The following is a 15,729-nucleotide window of genomic DNA, read 5'->3' on the forward strand; positions in this document are numbered from 1 at the left end:
CAAAAAAATCCAAGATATAATAACTATTCAACTGAGTGCGCCAAAAACGCCTAAAAACGGATGATAATGCCATGCTTCTCCGTCATCTTTTTTCCTAAGGCAAATCTCACCAAAACGCAAACTAACATCCTTTAACTCTATCTCATAAATATCGGCCAAATGCTGATAAATCGTCTCAGTATCAAGTTCAATCCAGCTACTCACACCCGGCGCAAACGATAATTCCGAGATATAATCAAAAGATCCATTTGCTTTTATTCCTGCCGGGCCGCTGTCCAACGCCATAAACTTCGCTTTTTCACCCTCTTCTTCAAGCCATAGATAATGCAACTCATCGGGCTCAGACTGACGAAACGGCTTATGACGCTGTAATTCCGCACACCATGAAGCCTGTTCACGCCACCAGAAAGCAGCACAATAACGATATTCATCATTAGGATTACCTTGAAGCTCTTCCCACAAACGTTGATGTTCAAGATCAACCAAATTTTTAAAAGGTGAACACTCTCCAGCATTATCGCGTTTCTTTATTCTTGGTAATGCACTGATTAGCTCATATTGGTCATGTTCTAATAACTCGCCTAAATCATGACTGGCAAGGAGGTAATCTTTCGACTCAAATCCTGGACGACAATAAACCGGATGTTCTAAATGAGTCGCTTTAAGTGCCTTATAGTTTTTCACCAGAATATGCAGATTGGGTATCTTTGGCTCTTCTTGCCGGTGGCGTTGAATACGTCCGGCAAGCTGTATCAGCGAACGCATTGAACTGGGTTCAGCAATACTCCAATCATAATCGTGGTCCCGACCAACCTCTGCAACAGAGGTGGCCACCACCACAAAAATATGATGCTTTTCCGGTGTCTCTTCTAATGCCTTACGGATTTCTGCCACTTGCCACAGCGCTTCTTCATCGTAACGTGTCAGCGTGGAATCCAGCCGGTGTTCAATATGGGAGCGTATCGCCATAGAATGCTGACTGTGATAAACACAATAATGAATGCGTACATTTTTAGGGGATGGTATCTGCAATAACCGCTGTGCTACAGCAACCAATGGATCGATATTTGCCATACGGATTAAACCAATAGAAACAGTTTTGCCCGATGAGTGGATTTGATGATGTTCCTCACGCAATCTCAACATGGAGTGATGCATCACCTTTGCCATGGCTTGGATCGCCACCTCATCTTTATGCTTCTCAACCGTTATCGGCACTAATTCAGCTTTACGCAATGGCACCTTTTTTTCCAAACGAACAATGCGCTTAACGACAAAGGCATCATGCTGATCTTTAAACTCTTGTGCATTAGTCACATCCTGTTGTGCTGTTTCATATTCATCAAACCAGACACAGCAGATATTTACCGGAGCACCCGGCTGACCACATGCTAGCTGGTAATCCTGCCGTCCAGCCCGATAAGCATTGAACAACGCCTGAATTAACGCCGGCGGCAATGTGGCGGATGAAAGCAATACCCGCGAACCAAGCAACCCGGCCCAGTTCACTAACCTGCATAAAGCCGGTAAATCGTTAATATCAAAATCATCCGGCTCATCCAACACCAGATCAGAAGTGAGTAATCTCAGCATGGGTGCAATTTGCTTCCCACCACGAATTCCTTCAGTAGCCGGAATTAAATGGTCGATGGTTGCCACCAGAACAGGTGCACTAAGTAACTTATTAAGTTTGTTATCTTTACGCAGCCAGTGGCTTAGTCGGCCATCATCCAAGCTACCGTCATAACTGACATACTGATGCTCTGCAAATAACGCCTCAGCGGATACACTACTGGTATCAGGTTCAAGTTTCTTATGACGAAGTTGATGTAACTCTTTCACTGCCTGCGAACCAATCAGTACCGCCAAATCATCTTCTTCCAAATGCAATCTTTTACGTAATGCATCACCAGTTTGCAGGGTTAACGTTCGCAATCCTAAAGCGATAGAAAAACGACATCCCTGTTTTTCATCAGATAATCCGTACATGATGCGTGCATTAGCAAAAGTTTTACCGCAACCAGTAGAGGCCATGTTAATACCAAAAAAGCCTTGTTCTATTGAACGCTCACGTAAAGCACACGCAGCGTCGAACGCCTGATCCTGCCAGCGGTATTTTTCATCTTTACTGCGTTGTTTAAATCCTTTATGCCGGGTAATCGCAGGTAGCGTTTTACGAATCTGGGGCAAACTTCTCCCCAGTAGCAAAGCATTCTGCCCAACACCAATATTGTGTTCATCTAACCGCTGCTTACACTTCCCGGTGGTTCTATCGGTATTGGCAAAGACATTATAGTCGATATCCTGCCAGCCAAGGGTTGCAGGCAATGATGAATAATGATGATCGGCCAGCATTAAAACCAATCGGGATATATGGCTGGTGAAACGCTGGTTCAGATCGCCATATTGCGATAATGATGTTGATTGCAGCGCTCTTTTCGCAAACTTCTGTGCTTTCTGGCACCAAATCTGACTACGGATAGGCGTACCATTTGGGAATGTCCAGATATCGTGTCGTTCCTGATCACTCCAGCTTTTATTATCGATATTAACTGAGTTCCATGATGGCCCTAGCTGCTTAGCTAACCAATTATCAATATATTTCAGTTGCGGTTCATTTGAGTAATTACTGTGATAGGCAGGATAAACAGGAAGACGATGGTGCGAGAGGATCAACCAGGCGACAGTGGTAGCTAATGGCGGTAAGTTAATAAAAGGATTCACATAGGGATCAATACCATCCTTAATCAAACGGGAAAGAATCTTCTCTTCATCACCAGAATCAATCTGACTTAACGAAGTCAGCCATTCCTTATCATTTTGTTCCGCAACAAATGCCTGAAACAGCCGCAAAGATACCCATTCATGCCGGTACGGTTGAAACCGCCCATCTCCCCGTAAACCTTGCTGGAACAACGCATTAGCTTTACCAAAATCATGGAATAACCCAGCGATAGCAGCCAATAAGCTGATGGCCTCAACGCTGTGCCAATGATTTTCATCCCGACTTTTCAGCACATCACGTTGTGTCGTATTGGTAGGTACAATTCCTCGCTGGTTAAAGCGTCGTAAATTCCCGACGATCCATAACAATTCAGTTTGGTTTCCGCTCTTTATCCAATGACAGGCAACTGCGGTATTACGGCGCGCTGTTTTACGCAGTAACTTACGTAAAGTGTTTAAACCTTCTAATGTAATCGCCGTCTGCCAGGTTCGATCACCTTTTCGTTCAGCAAATTGATCCAATATTCGGCGAGTTTCAGTTAACGCTCGTTTATTGCATTGGGATACTAAAAGAATATTCATCGCGACACCTGGCTCAGTTGTTGAGCGGTTGTTTGCAGCGCATCAATCATAGTGTCCAATGCATCAGATTTTTGAAATCCACCGATGCAACGTTGGCGAAACTCCTGTTCATCTTCTCCAGCCATTGCAGCGATAAATGCTTGCGGTAATACCAACGCATCTTTAATCAGATCAGCCACATCAAAAACCAAACCTCCGCGGCGAGTTTTTCCATGTAATACAGCCAAACCATGCGGTAAACCAATTACCCAAGTTGCAACAGCCGCTAATCCGTAAGCCAGATAATTACCGTGATCGAGAAAACGGTTTGCTAAATCTACACCACCACCGCGTTTTGCCCGGATAAAATCGCCATAACTCACTGCATTGGCTGCCAGCTTATATAATGCTTTAGTCATTACCGCTTCTTGCGCCATTAATTCCTGATTATTGCGGCAATTTTCAAGGTTCTGCTCATAACGGGTGAGTAATGACAATAAACCCTCACGATTAAGTATAAAAGAGCTGTCCCGAAGCATTCGACTACTCAACCAATGTTCACGGATTTGTGCAATGCGAACTTTCTGAAAAGCAATCGCTGCGGCTAATCGTTTTTCATCATCAAACCAGAAACTCACCCAATCTTGTAAATACTCAGTAGGGCGATATTCACTTTGTGGCGTAAGCCAGGATACATCAACCTCAACATCATTAGCTGCGAACAACGGCGTTCCTCCACCACCACAAAAACCGACTAAAACACCCGCTCTGGCGAATTCACGCATTGCCGCCTGAGTAATAGAAGTCCCCGTTCCCAACATAATTACCGTGGTATTGGCAATTGGAATATTCCAATACAATGATTGTTTTCCCTCATCAGTGACATATTCAACACGGCCACCATTCACTAATACCCGACAATATTGCAGGTAATAAATATTCGAGCGTTTGGAATGCAAAATCGTTTTGAGGTCACTTGGAGAGAAGTTGTTATCCATAATAAGCATTACCTAAATAATTAATTTCATTTATGGTAAATATTATGCATGAATTTTGCACAAGGTAAAATATCGCAAATGTAAATCAAAAAAATTTACAATTCTTTGCCAAACCATTACATAACGTTTTTCATGAACAGAGATAACTCCAAATTTCCTATAACTGCCTGTAGGCAGTGCACTTAGCGTTTGCCAGGTCTCAATATCATCAGACTTTCTAAGCTGCCTGTACGGCAGTGCACACTTGCGTATATTTTCTTCATTTGAACCATCTTTTCTAAGCTGCCTGTACGGCAGTGCACTGTTACATATTAACTCTAACCTACTGATTGTCAAAGAACATAACTGTTATAAAGTGAAAAAGCCCTTTTTATGAGAGATACTTAATTTATCTATAAAATCAATATGTTATGATTAACCGCAAAAAAAGGGTTCTGAGAAAACACTATTCTTTATAACAAAAAATACAAATCTGGGTAGACTTTAGAATAAATAGACTACTATGTAGACTTTGCAATCATCAGAATTAAGAAAAACAAAAGAGAATTTAAAAATCCCCATATTTAGGGGCCAATCATAAACAGGATCTTTAGCGCCAACCGGTTATTTTAGATAGAAAAAAGGCTTTATTTATGAGCTGATAATTGTCGCCAAACAAAATCAAAATACCGAGAGCAGAGAATAAAGCCGATGACAATTATCTCCACAAAATTTCAGTTAATGCCATTCTTTAGTAACGCTTTTCTTGAAAAAACCGCCCGCAGATGTGACTTTATGGAACAACTCAGAAATATTGGGCCACAGTCTCTGGTTCTCCGTCTAATAGCCGCGCTGAGCAAAGGAAACTGGACAGGGGCGACAATTACCGACACTGGCGGGCAAAAAACTCCGGGAGATTAGCCGCAAAAACAACCGTGCTGAAGTGCTGGATTTCACCTGTCGGTGTGGCCGATTCGAATTTCGGGTCATCCGGCGTTGGTTTGCGCAGGAAAAACGCTTTTGTTTTTGGCTCACCCATCTGCCGCAATCCCACTTTACCGCAGAATGACATCATGGCAGTCTATCGCTGTCGCTGGCAGGTCGAACTGCTGTTCAGGGAACTAAAGGACAGGTTTTGCGACCGGCCAGAAAGCGATAGCGGAAGGGCTCATCTGGGCAAGTCTGCTGGCGTTGATAGTCCGGCGCAGTCTGGCGAGGCGGTTTTTGCCTTCAGTTTCCTTTCTCAAGGCAGCCAAAAATGTTGATGTCGGGTTGTTGCCGATATTGGGCGCGATTATTCATCATGCCGGGTCGGAAATAGAACACCATCTGGATTGGGCCCTGAAATATCTTTCCAAAAATGCGTTGAAGTTGCCCCAAAGAAAATCCAATAAAGATAATGGGTTGGAGGGTATTTGCGAGAGGTTTAATTCTTAAGGTTCAGTGTATGATGCTGACCTAATATTTTTAAGTGTATTTACCAATGTGTGATATTGAACACCTTTAACTGAATACACCATATTTCACTCTCTTCTTGTATAATTACTATATAAAAATAGAATTAAATGACTCTGGATTAAAGTAATAAATGTAATATTATTGCTCTACAAATAAAACTCGAATCCCTTTAAATAATTCATTACGCTTTTTACTATCCCACATTTTCCATATTCAATTATCTAATCTTTTCATGACCAAATTTATCTCCTAATTATAAATATCATTTAATATATCCATCTTAATTTCCTATCCCAATTAGAGCTATTTTATTTGCCATTCTTTTCTATAAAAAAGAGCGAACCCAAGCAGTACTCCGACAAAATCGATAGTTTTTGAATGCACTTGAGTACAGAGTGGTGGATGAACGAAACGAATCACTCCTTACGTACTACGTGTACGCTCCGGGTTCTCTTCGCTGTTCGTTTATAAAAATAACGTGCAACAATTATTCCAATTAGGATAAAATTTTAGCTGATATTGGATTTAACCGCTTTACCACAACATAATGAGAATTTACTGAATGTAATTATATTGCAGAAATTCTGCTTACCACATTTATGTTTACCTTATTCCTTTTACATTACTGATAAAATTCAATATTTAACTGTTTGATATAAGTGTTAAGTTAAATAAGATTTCAAAATAGTGCTACATCTTATGTCATTTATAATTCCATATATAACAATGAGTTGAAGATGGTTATGTGTAGCATAATTATGAAAACTTATTTAAATCTCACCGATAAATTACCTGCTATATAGGTAGTTAAGTAACCGTAACAATAAGGAAACAATAAAATGGCAATAATATATATAAACCCTAATCAGACCTTTTAAATTTATAATAAAGGCAATATATTAATCCCTTTTATACACAATGATGCAATTATAAAAAACAATGGCCCAGCACCAGTTAGGCTTGTAAATTACTGGGCACCTCCATCTGGGAATTATAATCAATATATTTCTATAGATATCCCGCCCGGAGAAACCAGAACGCTTCCAGCACCTCCTGACCTTATTTACTATTATAAAGTTGAAGCTATCAATCTCAGCAATAACGAACCCACAGAAATTGAATTTATTGTGTTAACATCTGATCCTGATTGGGATTAATAGGTAAGACCTTCATTTTCTGCCCTAAAAAAGACATTAAAAGGTGAGGAATTCTATTTTATCATATCGAAAATTGTTAAAAGAAATTCAGTTAAGAAATGCCTTAAAGAAGATACAAACACAGATAACAATTTTAAGTGTGTATATAATTTCTATTCAAAAGAGATAGATATATGCACTCAAAAAGCAGATACAGAAGCCACGGAAACAACCAGGCAGCTTCAATTCTGAATTGAAGCTGCTAAGGAAATAGTTCAAAAAAATATCCGAAAAAGGAACAGAACTAACGGATATCAATATAACTAGATTCTATTACGCATCAGCAAGGATAGCTGCATTGGCTTATGCCAGCATCGTAGATGTATATCCGATTTACCATATCGAACCCGATCAGATTATACCCAGCTTCTCAGATAAGCTTTTTGTGCGCCTTGAAAAAAAGTAAATTCAGATAGAAAAGGGATTGCCATGGTGCGTAATGAGCCATCCCCTCCAACCTTTAGAGCCGTTCGGCTCCACTAATAGGGAGTCCTATTTCCATCAGACAACGTGTAAGACTTTTCTTCCAGTTTGGCTTTTTCGATAACCATGCCTGCTAGTTCATCATCTCGCCAATGTGTATAGGAAAAACGATACACAAATTCCTATCGATTTTAGGAGACGTCAAGGATCTTTAGGACGCTTATTTTTTCAAACTCTTTGATTTTGTTGATGAAAGTAGACTTTAAGAAGTGTTAATAGAAGTGTAATTGGCGGAGGAGGAGAGATTCGAACTCTCGGATGGTTTCCCATCGGCGGTTTTCAAGACCGCTGCCTTAAGCCGCTCGGCCACCCCTCCGCAATGGCGTGCACTATAAACAGCACTGATAAAGATGTAAAGCCCCCTCTTGTTCAATTGCCGTAAATTTACTCTTTTTCACTGTTATTGGCTTATTTTCTCCGCATATATACAGACCATCCTTGGGTATAACAGTGATTTTTGCTAAATTACTACCATCTTTTCTTGATGGTTAAACGATTATGTTGGTATTCGAAGGTCGTGAGATCGAAACCGATGCACAAGGTTATCTGAAAAACAGCAGTGATTGGCAGGAAGCAATGGCTTCATTACTCGCCGAACAAGAAGATATTGATTTGAGTGAGCAACATTGGGAAGTCATTCGTTTTGTCCGGGGATTTTATGAAAAATTTAATACATCCCCGGCTATCCGTATGCTGGTAAAAGCAATCGCACAAAAGTATGGAGAAGAAAAAGGTAACAGCCGCTATCTTTACCGCTTGTTTCCCAAAGGGCCAGCAAAGCAGGCAACTAAAATTGCCGGGCTACCAAAACCGGTAAAATGTATCTAATAACAATCTGACTCAGTGGCGGACGCTAAAGTCTGCCACATCCTCCACGGCACAGGACTGAGACGAAAAACTATCGATCCGCGCCCCCGGTGGCCCACCCTGCTCCAACCAATGGGTTAATTTATCCAGTTGCTCACTTTCACCATAAGCGACAATTTTGACACTACCATCATGCAAATTACAGACGTAACCAGTCAGCTTATTGGATTTCGCCCAACGAAAAGTTTGATAACGAAATCCAACCCCTTGGACCCTGCCATAAACATAAATGGTTAACCCATATTTCATCATAATGCCCCCCTATCTACCCAGTCACCTTGCGGTATCGCTCACATATATAGTTAAGCACACCATTCTCGGTTGTGTTTTATATTTACTACAGCTAACCTGAAATTAGGTGAAGTCGCTCTCGCAATTATTAAAGCAAGAAAATGACTTCAACTACCGGGTATGCTCTTGTAATTCACCTTACTGCCCTCATATTCGTATCAATGCAAGGTTTTTTTGGAGGTGGCTATGATTATTGCCAGCAAATTCGGTCTCGGCCAACAAGTACGTCACAAGCTTCTGGGTTATTTGGGCGTTATCGTAGATATTGATGTGGAATATTCTCTGGAACAACCCCAAGAAGATGACATTGCATCCAATGCAGCCTTGCGTTCTGCTCCCTGGTATCATGTTGTGATGGAAGATGACGACGGCCAGCCTGTACATACTTATTTAGCCGAAGCGCAATTATCCTATGAAGCATCCGATGACCATCCAGAACAACCTTCCTTGGATGAGTTAGCAGAATCCATCCGTAATCAGTTATTAGCCCCACGACTGCGCAATTAACCCATATTATATTCCTCGAAAGGCAGTTATTCTGTTTTTAAACTGCCTGTACGGCAGTACACCCTCTGTTCGGTTGTTCGTCAATGAGTGAAATTTCTAAGCTGCCTATCCGGCAGTGCACCTAATCTTGGGATTTCAATTTTCGGACAGTGATCCATAACAACTTCCAGACCTGCTTCCTCCGCCAACCTTTTTGCTTGTTCGTTAATAACACCAAGTTGCAACCAGAGCACTTTTGCTTTGATATCTATAGCTTCTTGAGCGATTCCATAGGCAGCTTCAGCGTTGCGGAATACATCTACCATATCAACAGGCTGAGGAATATCGGCTAATTGCCCATAAACGTGTTGCCCAAGCAATGTTTGCCCGGCAAGTTTCAAATTGACAGGAATAACCTGATAGCCTTGTTCCAATAAATAAGCCATAACTTTATAACTCGGACGATCAATTTTCTCACTGGCCCCTACCAACGCAATAGTTTTCACTCGTCTCAGTATGTCCGCAATTTGCTGGTCACTCATTTATTACTCCTTAACAAAATCCAGTATTTTCACTTTGTTTATTTATTCAGCCAAAACGATATTTTAAGGCTTACGCTGAACAAGTACATTTAACCGCTCCAGTTGATGCACAAACACAGATGGATTTTTCTTGTCCTGCATCAACCAGACCTGCTTCTTCGCCCGGGTTAATGCAACATATAAAAGACGGCGTTCTTCCGCATCAGGAAATTCCTCCGGTTGTGGCAATAAAACCAGTTCCATCACCGATTCCCTTGCCAGTGCAGGAAAACCATCTTTCCCCTGATGCAATCCAAGAATAATCACATAATCCGCTTGTTGCCCTTTCGAAGCATGAATCGTCATGAACTCTATTTTAAGTTTAGGCCAGCGAGTCGTTGCTTTTCTTAGTAATTCAGGTTGCAAGTGGTGATAACGTGCCAGCAATAAAATTGTTTCCTGCTCGGTGACATAGCCACTCATTTTATTTAACAAAGGTTCAAGCTGATCTTCCGGCAGGATGACAACAGACTTTTTGTTACCTTTAGTCAAACTGTTTAGGTGCTTCCTCAATTGATTTGGGTTTTGTTGCACAAATGCGTTAGCAATCTCACCAATCCGATCATTAAACCGATAAGAGGTATCCAGTACACATTCAGTACCTTTGCCAAAATAATCAGCAAATGCAGTAGTCAACACTAACTCAGCACCATTGAAACGATAAATTGCCTGCCAGTCGTCCCCTACGGCAAACAAGCAACTTTGGCTGTTTTGCGCCCGCAATGCAGCGAGCAATTTAACTCTTAATGGTGAAATATCCTGAAATTCATCGACCAGAATATGTTTCCACGGGCTGATAAACCGTCCTTTCTCCAAAATATTCACGGCCTGATGAATCAACCCTGAGTAATCAACAGCGCCTTCTGTTTTCAATTCAGATTTCCACGCTTTTAATAAAGGCCCCATCAAGCGAATACACTTTTGAAACTGATCCAGATACTCTTCCTGAGCCAACTCTGTCATCGCCTTCTGACTGCCACCGTGCATACGCATTAAACTCAGCCAGCGCTCAAGCCTGCCTGACAAACGGTTAGCAAGCTGTTCATCACGCCAAAACTCACCTTCCGGCACTTGCCATTTCAGCCCCTCAGTCAGCCATTCCCGCCACCCTTTAACTTGTGCTTTTTTCTCACTACATTGCTGCTGCCAGTGTTTAATCAGAAAATCTCTTCTTTTTTGCTCGTCAGTTTCTAGTGTGCTGATTTTAGGCGCTTTATTACTTCCTTGTTGAATGATATACAGCGCCAGTGCATGAAACGTTTTCGCTTTGATATCTTTCACACCAAGACGAATCTGAATCCGTTCGTTCATTTCATCGGCTGCCTGATTACCAAACGCTAACAGTAATATCTGTTCAGAAATTGCCTGTTGACGAAGCAATAGCCACCCCGCTCTCGCCACCAGCACAGATGTTTTTCCACTACCCGCACCAGCAAGAACCAGCACTGAACTTTCACCATTAACAACCGCCAGGCTCTGAAAAAGATTTAAAGGAGATGTTTCTACCCGCTGAAAAAAGTCACGGTGTTGTTCCAACATACGTTCTGTCCATTGCAGATTTATCTTTTCAACAGACTTTTCACCATTCTCAAGCCAGCGCAAACAAATTCGATACCCGTCCCGGCAATTATCAAATTGCTCCAGACGCGGTAATGGCAACGGTAAAGCCTGAAATGCTGCCTGAATCCGCTGCTGTAACTGAAATAAATCCGCTTTTTTAAACCAGTGATCCTGCTGCTCAATTTTATTGATTTCATTAACCTGAGCCGCCAGTACATCAGCACTGACATCACTCATTTCCTGGCTCCATTTCTGCCATTCATCAAGCAGATAATGGTAAAAACGCTGGGTTTGCTGCCATTCAGTGCCATGAAGGCGAATAGCTTGTCCACCGGGCAGTTCAAACTCCAGCTCACCCCAGACAATGCCCCGTTTGCACTGAATATCAATTAGCTGGTTAAATGGGATAAGGTATTGATGCTTCTCACCACTGACTTCGATACCCGCATTCAGCAAACGCACCCGGTTATAAGGATGTTGAGCAAGGCGTTGACCAATTCGTGTTGCTTTAAGTTCCATTATCGTAGCGCCATACCTGAAAAATAGTTGAACTATGTCTTATAAGGGTTTTTTATCACTAATAAACCTTTTATCATAATGGTTATTTATGACCGTTATCATTACCTCAGAGGTATTTTGTGCTAACTGTTTCCCCCGGTCCGCGCCGTTTTCTTTATAACAGTCATCTTCTCTATTATATCCGCATCCTGATAGCCCTGACTGGAACAACATTAGCGCCTTGGTTTCTGGATAAAGAACCTAAAATAACCATACCATTGACCTTGGGCGTTGTTGCCGCAGCACTGGCTGATCTTGATGATCGTCTGATTGGCCGTTTACGCAATCTGGTGATCACGCTGATTTCTTTCTTTATCGCTTCAGCCTCCATTGAATTACTGTTCCCTTATCCTTGGCTTTTCACCATCGGGCTGGCGTTATCCACCTGTAGCTTTATCTTACTGGGCGCCCTTGGACAGCGTTATGCAACTATTGCATTTGGCGCGTTGCTGATTGCAATTTATACCATGCTGGGCGCGTCTATTTTCCCACTATGGTATCAGCAACCGCTATTACTGTTGACAGGGGCAATCTGGTATAACCTGCTCACCCTCACCGGCCATTTACTGTTCCCTATCCGGCCGTTACAGGACAATCTGGCGCGTTGTTATCAGCAACTTTCAGCTTACCTTGATGCCAAAGCTAATCTGTTTGATCCTGATATAGAAGAAGAATACCAGCAAGCTGTCGTTAATGTGGCAATGGCAAACGGTGATTTAGTGAACACACTGAATCAAGCCAAAGCCTCCTTGCTAACCCGTCTGAAAGGCGATCGCGGCCAGCGTGGAACTCGCCAAACTCTGCATTATTACTTTATCGCACAAGATATTCATGAACGGGCAAGTTCATCTCATGTGCAATACCAAAACCTGCGGAGTATTTTCCGCTATAGCGATGTTCTGTTCCGGTTTCAACGTCTTCTCGCCATGCAAGCCCGTGCTTGTGAACAAGTTGCTCAGTCGATACTTTGGCACAAGCAATATCAGCACAACCCACGCGTTGAACGAGCATTTAATTATTTGGAAAGTTCCCTGCAACAACTCAATGAACAACAGAAACATAATCTCAAAATTACTGCATTATATAACCTGCTGAAAAACCTGCGGGCAATTGATGCGCAACTATCAAGCATCAGTTCTGGGCAATACAATCTTTCCAAAGAAAGAAAAGATGAGACCCAACTATCTGATGAGCGTTTAACTGGCTGGCGCGATATCCGTCTAAGGATCAGCCGTCATCTGACGCCACAAGCAGCTTTATTCCGCCATGCGATCCGTATGTCTGTTCTGTTGTGCAGTGGCTACGCCATGATCCAATTGTTAGATCTACAACGCGGGTACTGGATTTTACTCACCAGCCTGTTCGTGTGCCAACCCAACTACAGCGCTACCCGCCGCCGTTTGGCACTGAGAATAATAGGCACCGTTGCCGGAATATTAATCGGCTTGCCAATCCTCTACTTTGTGCCATCTATTGAGGGACAATTGGTACTGATTGTTATCTCTGGGGTACTATTCTTCGCTTTCCGTAATATTCAATATGCACACGCGACCTTGTTTATCACACTACTGGTATTACTATGCTTCAATTTGCTGGGTGAAGGTTTTGAAGTCGCACTACCAAGGATCGTTGACACATTAATTGGCTGTGGTATCGCCTGGTTAGCAGTCAATTTCATTTGGCCAGACTGGAAATTTCGCCAGCTACCACAAGTGATAAGCCGGACCATGAACACCCATTGCCGCTACCTCGATGCGATTTTAGTTCAATATTGTCAGGGAAAAGATAATGGCCTGAACTACCGAATTGCCCGCCGTGATGCTCACAATAGTGACGCAGAGCTGGCATCAGTTATTTCAAACATGTCTGCCGAACCGAAAAGTTACCAGACCTCCCAAGAAGAAGCGTTCCGGTTACTGTGCCTGAATCACACCATGTTAAGTTATATCTCTGCACTGGGAGCGCATCGGGATAAATTGGATAACAAAGTTATTCTGGATATTCTTAATGATGCTATTTGTTATGTCGATGCAGCATTAAAACCGGGATTAATAGATGATGATAGAATTGAGCAAATATCTGTCAACATAGCGACAAGAATTGAGCAAACCCCGGCAGAAAGAGACAGTAAAGAACAGCTGGTATTGCAACAAACAAGTTTATTAATAGGATTGTTGCCTGAAATTGTCTCTCTGATTAAAAAAATTAATCAATAATAGCCAGGTTGATATACTGGGGCAGTTGACTGCCCCTTTTATTTAGCTGTTCACGATAAAGATCTAACAAGCCAATTCCTTATGCCAGCGTAATAAGTCATTACGAATCTGTACCGGCAAAACGGCTGAATGGCATCCTTCAATTGCACCAGCCAGAGCAAGTAATAAATTAACATTAGATTTTCTTTTATACTGATGTAGTTTTAAATAACTGGCTTTCGCGCCTAACAGCCGTAAATCTTCAACTTTACATATTCCTACCTTCCATAACTGACGCTCAAGAGACATTCCAAGATTAGGCAAATCTTTCAAGCGTGTTGGCATCTTCTTTTTACCCGTCATTTCAATTAACGAGTAGTGATAAGCCAAATACGCATATTGAGATAATAATTCTTGATCTTGCCAAAGTGATTCAACAACCTGGTAATAACGCAAAATTACCGGCACTCCCTTTTTCGAGTAAATATAGTTTTTCATCCCTCTGGCTTTAAATAATACTTCAGCATGGCCATTTCCCCGTAAATATAATTCTCCATCAGCAATAATAGCAAACATAATCCCGTCAGCCAGCAGGCTGTAACCGCCGAACTGTGGCTTCCTTGTCAATCTTCCAAATGAAAAAAAACCATTTTTGAGTTGAGTAAAACGCACCTCAGACAACAACATACAGATCACTCCATGAGTTTTGTGCAAATAAATCTTTTGTCCATAGATTTGTCCCAGCTATTAGAAAAATAAATAACAGGAACAAACAATTGAAAACATACGCAATTCAATTTTCCCTGCCAATGGTTAAATGAGTTTCAAGCCATTTATCGTAAATATTTGCGAAGCTCTTTGAAAAAATAGACTTGATCTTAGCCTGACATGAAGATACTGTATATTAATACAGTTACTTGTGGCGGGGTTCATTATGGGCATTCAATCATCTTGGGTTTACCTTCCTAAACATCAGCTAACAGAAAAGCGACTATCACTCTCTTCACCTGCGCAAGATAATTCAGCCGGACGTGGTGGTATCGTGAGTGAATTGATTTATAGTGATAACCAAGCTGTCATTAATCATATATTGCTACCTTTGTTACGCCAGTCAGGAAATGAAGCCCGCTGGTTGCTATGGGTTAGTCCACATCAAAAACTGAGCCGCCAATGGCTAATTCGCTCTGGATTACCCTTAGATAAAATTGTGCAATTAAATCGCATCAACTCTATTACAACAGTAGACGCAATGGAAAGAGCGTTAGCAAGTGGTAATTACAGCGTGGTGCTTGGCTGGTTGCCAACGTTATTAGCAAGAGATACAGTAAGATTACAGTCTGCGGCACAAAAAGGTAATGCATTGGCCTTTATTATGCGCCCACAAGATGTAAATAAAGGAGCCAATGGCACTGAATCGCAATCAAATTTACTAAAAATTCATTCTATTTACTATCATTGACCAAAATTAGGAATTATTTCAATATTCATGACACAAAATAACCAATTCAGGCTTAGAATCACTAATCACAACTAAAATCAATTAATTAAGATAGGATTAGTTGTAAAGAATAGTAAAGTTTTTTTTAAAATCATACATTATCTTTTAAATTTTTTGCTCTATTAATCAAGGGCCACTTGTAACTTTTTAACTTCGTTGTAGACTTTACACCATTAAAGGTTACTGCCCTTGGTTCCTTATGTACTGTTTGGTCCATTGATTTGATAGAAGTGCAGTATTCCTAACTGAGTTTTTTAATCAATATGGCTAATAGCCTATCTCAGTAGATATAAT

General features: G+C 41.5%; 11 protein-coding genes, 1 tRNA gene and 1 pseudogene. 6 read left to right on the forward strand and 7 right to left on the reverse strand.

Annotated features, from left to right (window positions below; genetic code table 11):
* Window positions 1–27 precede the first annotated feature (27 nt).
* A complete protein-coding gene (gene cas3f, locus ACGF63_RS01020; protein ID WP_387628236.1) occupies window positions 28–3,306 on the reverse strand; it encodes a type I-F CRISPR-associated helicase Cas3f in 3,279 nt (1,092 codons plus the stop codon).
* Window positions 3,303–4,283, reverse strand: a complete 981-nt coding sequence (gene cas1f / locus ACGF63_RS01025) for a type I-F CRISPR-associated endonuclease Cas1f (protein ID WP_132354265.1) — start codon at window positions 4,281–4,283, stop codon at window positions 3,303–3,305. The genes cas3f and cas1f overlap by 4 nt, the downstream gene beginning before the upstream one ends.
* A 690-nt stretch (window positions 4,284–4,973) precedes the next feature.
* Here cas1f and ACGF63_RS01030 point away from each other — a divergent pair.
* On the forward strand, window positions 4,974–5,183 hold the full coding sequence (locus tag ACGF63_RS01030) for a hypothetical protein (RefSeq protein WP_387628239.1): 210 nt from the start codon (window positions 4,974–4,976) through the stop codon (window positions 5,181–5,183).
* Window positions 5,131–5,699: pseudogene (locus tag ACGF63_RS01035) on the forward strand (transposase); the annotation flags it as partial. The gene ACGF63_RS01030 and the pseudogene ACGF63_RS01035, both read left to right, overlap by 53 nt.
* A gap of 1,928 nt (window positions 5,700–7,627) precedes the next feature.
* On the opposite strand, the gene ACGF63_RS01040 reads toward ACGF63_RS01035, so the two are convergent.
* A tRNA-Ser gene (locus ACGF63_RS01040) sits at window positions 7,628–7,715 on the reverse strand.
* A gap of 182 nt (window positions 7,716–7,897) precedes the next feature.
* On the opposite strand from ACGF63_RS01040, the gene tusE reads away from it, so the two are divergent.
* Window positions 7,898–8,227: a sulfurtransferase TusE gene (gene tusE / locus ACGF63_RS01045; RefSeq protein ID WP_036848885.1), complete on the forward strand. Its 330-nt coding sequence runs from the start codon at window positions 7,898–7,900 to the stop codon at window positions 8,225–8,227.
* 12 nt (window positions 8,228–8,239) lie between these two features.
* Here tusE and yccX read toward each other — a convergent pair whose 3' ends face one another.
* On the reverse strand, window positions 8,240–8,518 hold the full coding sequence (gene yccX, locus ACGF63_RS01050; RefSeq protein ID WP_152962947.1) for an acylphosphatase: 279 nt from the start codon (window positions 8,516–8,518) through the stop codon (window positions 8,240–8,242).
* Window positions 8,519–8,743: 225 nt separating this feature from the next.
* On the opposite strand from yccX, the gene hspQ reads away from it, so the two are divergent.
* Window positions 8,744–9,064 carry a heat shock protein HspQ gene (gene hspQ / locus ACGF63_RS01055; RefSeq protein ID WP_021326539.1) on the forward strand — a complete coding sequence of 107 codons (321 nt, stop codon included), beginning with the start codon at window positions 8,744–8,746 and terminating at the stop codon, window positions 9,062–9,064.
* Between the two features lie 80 nt (window positions 9,065–9,144).
* Here hspQ and ACGF63_RS01060 read toward each other — a convergent pair whose 3' ends face one another.
* Window positions 9,145–9,585, reverse strand: a complete 441-nt coding sequence (locus ACGF63_RS01060; RefSeq protein WP_152962946.1) for a CoA-binding protein — start codon at window positions 9,583–9,585, stop codon at window positions 9,145–9,147.
* A 63-nt stretch (window positions 9,586–9,648) separates the two neighbouring features.
* Window positions 9,649–11,703: a DNA helicase IV gene (gene helD / locus ACGF63_RS01065; protein ID WP_387628244.1), complete on the reverse strand. Its 2,055-nt coding sequence runs from the start codon at window positions 11,701–11,703 to the stop codon at window positions 9,649–9,651.
* Between the two features lie 119 nt (window positions 11,704–11,822).
* Between helD and yccS the strand changes: the two genes are divergently transcribed.
* Window positions 11,823–13,958 carry a YccS family putative transporter gene (yccS, locus tag ACGF63_RS01070; protein ID WP_387628246.1) on the forward strand — a complete coding sequence of 712 codons (2,136 nt, stop codon included), beginning with the start codon at window positions 11,823–11,825 and terminating at the stop codon, window positions 13,956–13,958.
* 63 nt (window positions 13,959–14,021) lie between these two features.
* On the opposite strand, the gene ACGF63_RS01075 is transcribed toward yccS, so the two are convergent.
* A complete protein-coding gene (locus ACGF63_RS01075; RefSeq protein WP_152962944.1) occupies window positions 14,022–14,624 on the reverse strand; it encodes a TfoX/Sxy family DNA transformation protein in 603 nt (200 codons plus the stop codon).
* 247 nt (window positions 14,625–14,871) lie between these two features.
* Here ACGF63_RS01075 and sulA point away from each other — a divergent pair, with 247 nt between their 5' ends.
* Complete coding sequence (gene sulA, locus ACGF63_RS01080; RefSeq protein ID WP_036848867.1) at window positions 14,872–15,396, forward strand: SOS-induced cell division inhibitor SulA; 525 nt, start codon at window positions 14,872–14,874, stop codon at window positions 15,394–15,396.
* Window positions 15,397–15,729 lie beyond the last annotated feature (333 nt).

It is taken from the genome of Photorhabdus sp. RM322S, from assembly GCF_042879395.1.
GTDB lineage: Bacteria > Pseudomonadota > Gammaproteobacteria > Enterobacterales > Enterobacteriaceae > Photorhabdus > Photorhabdus khanii.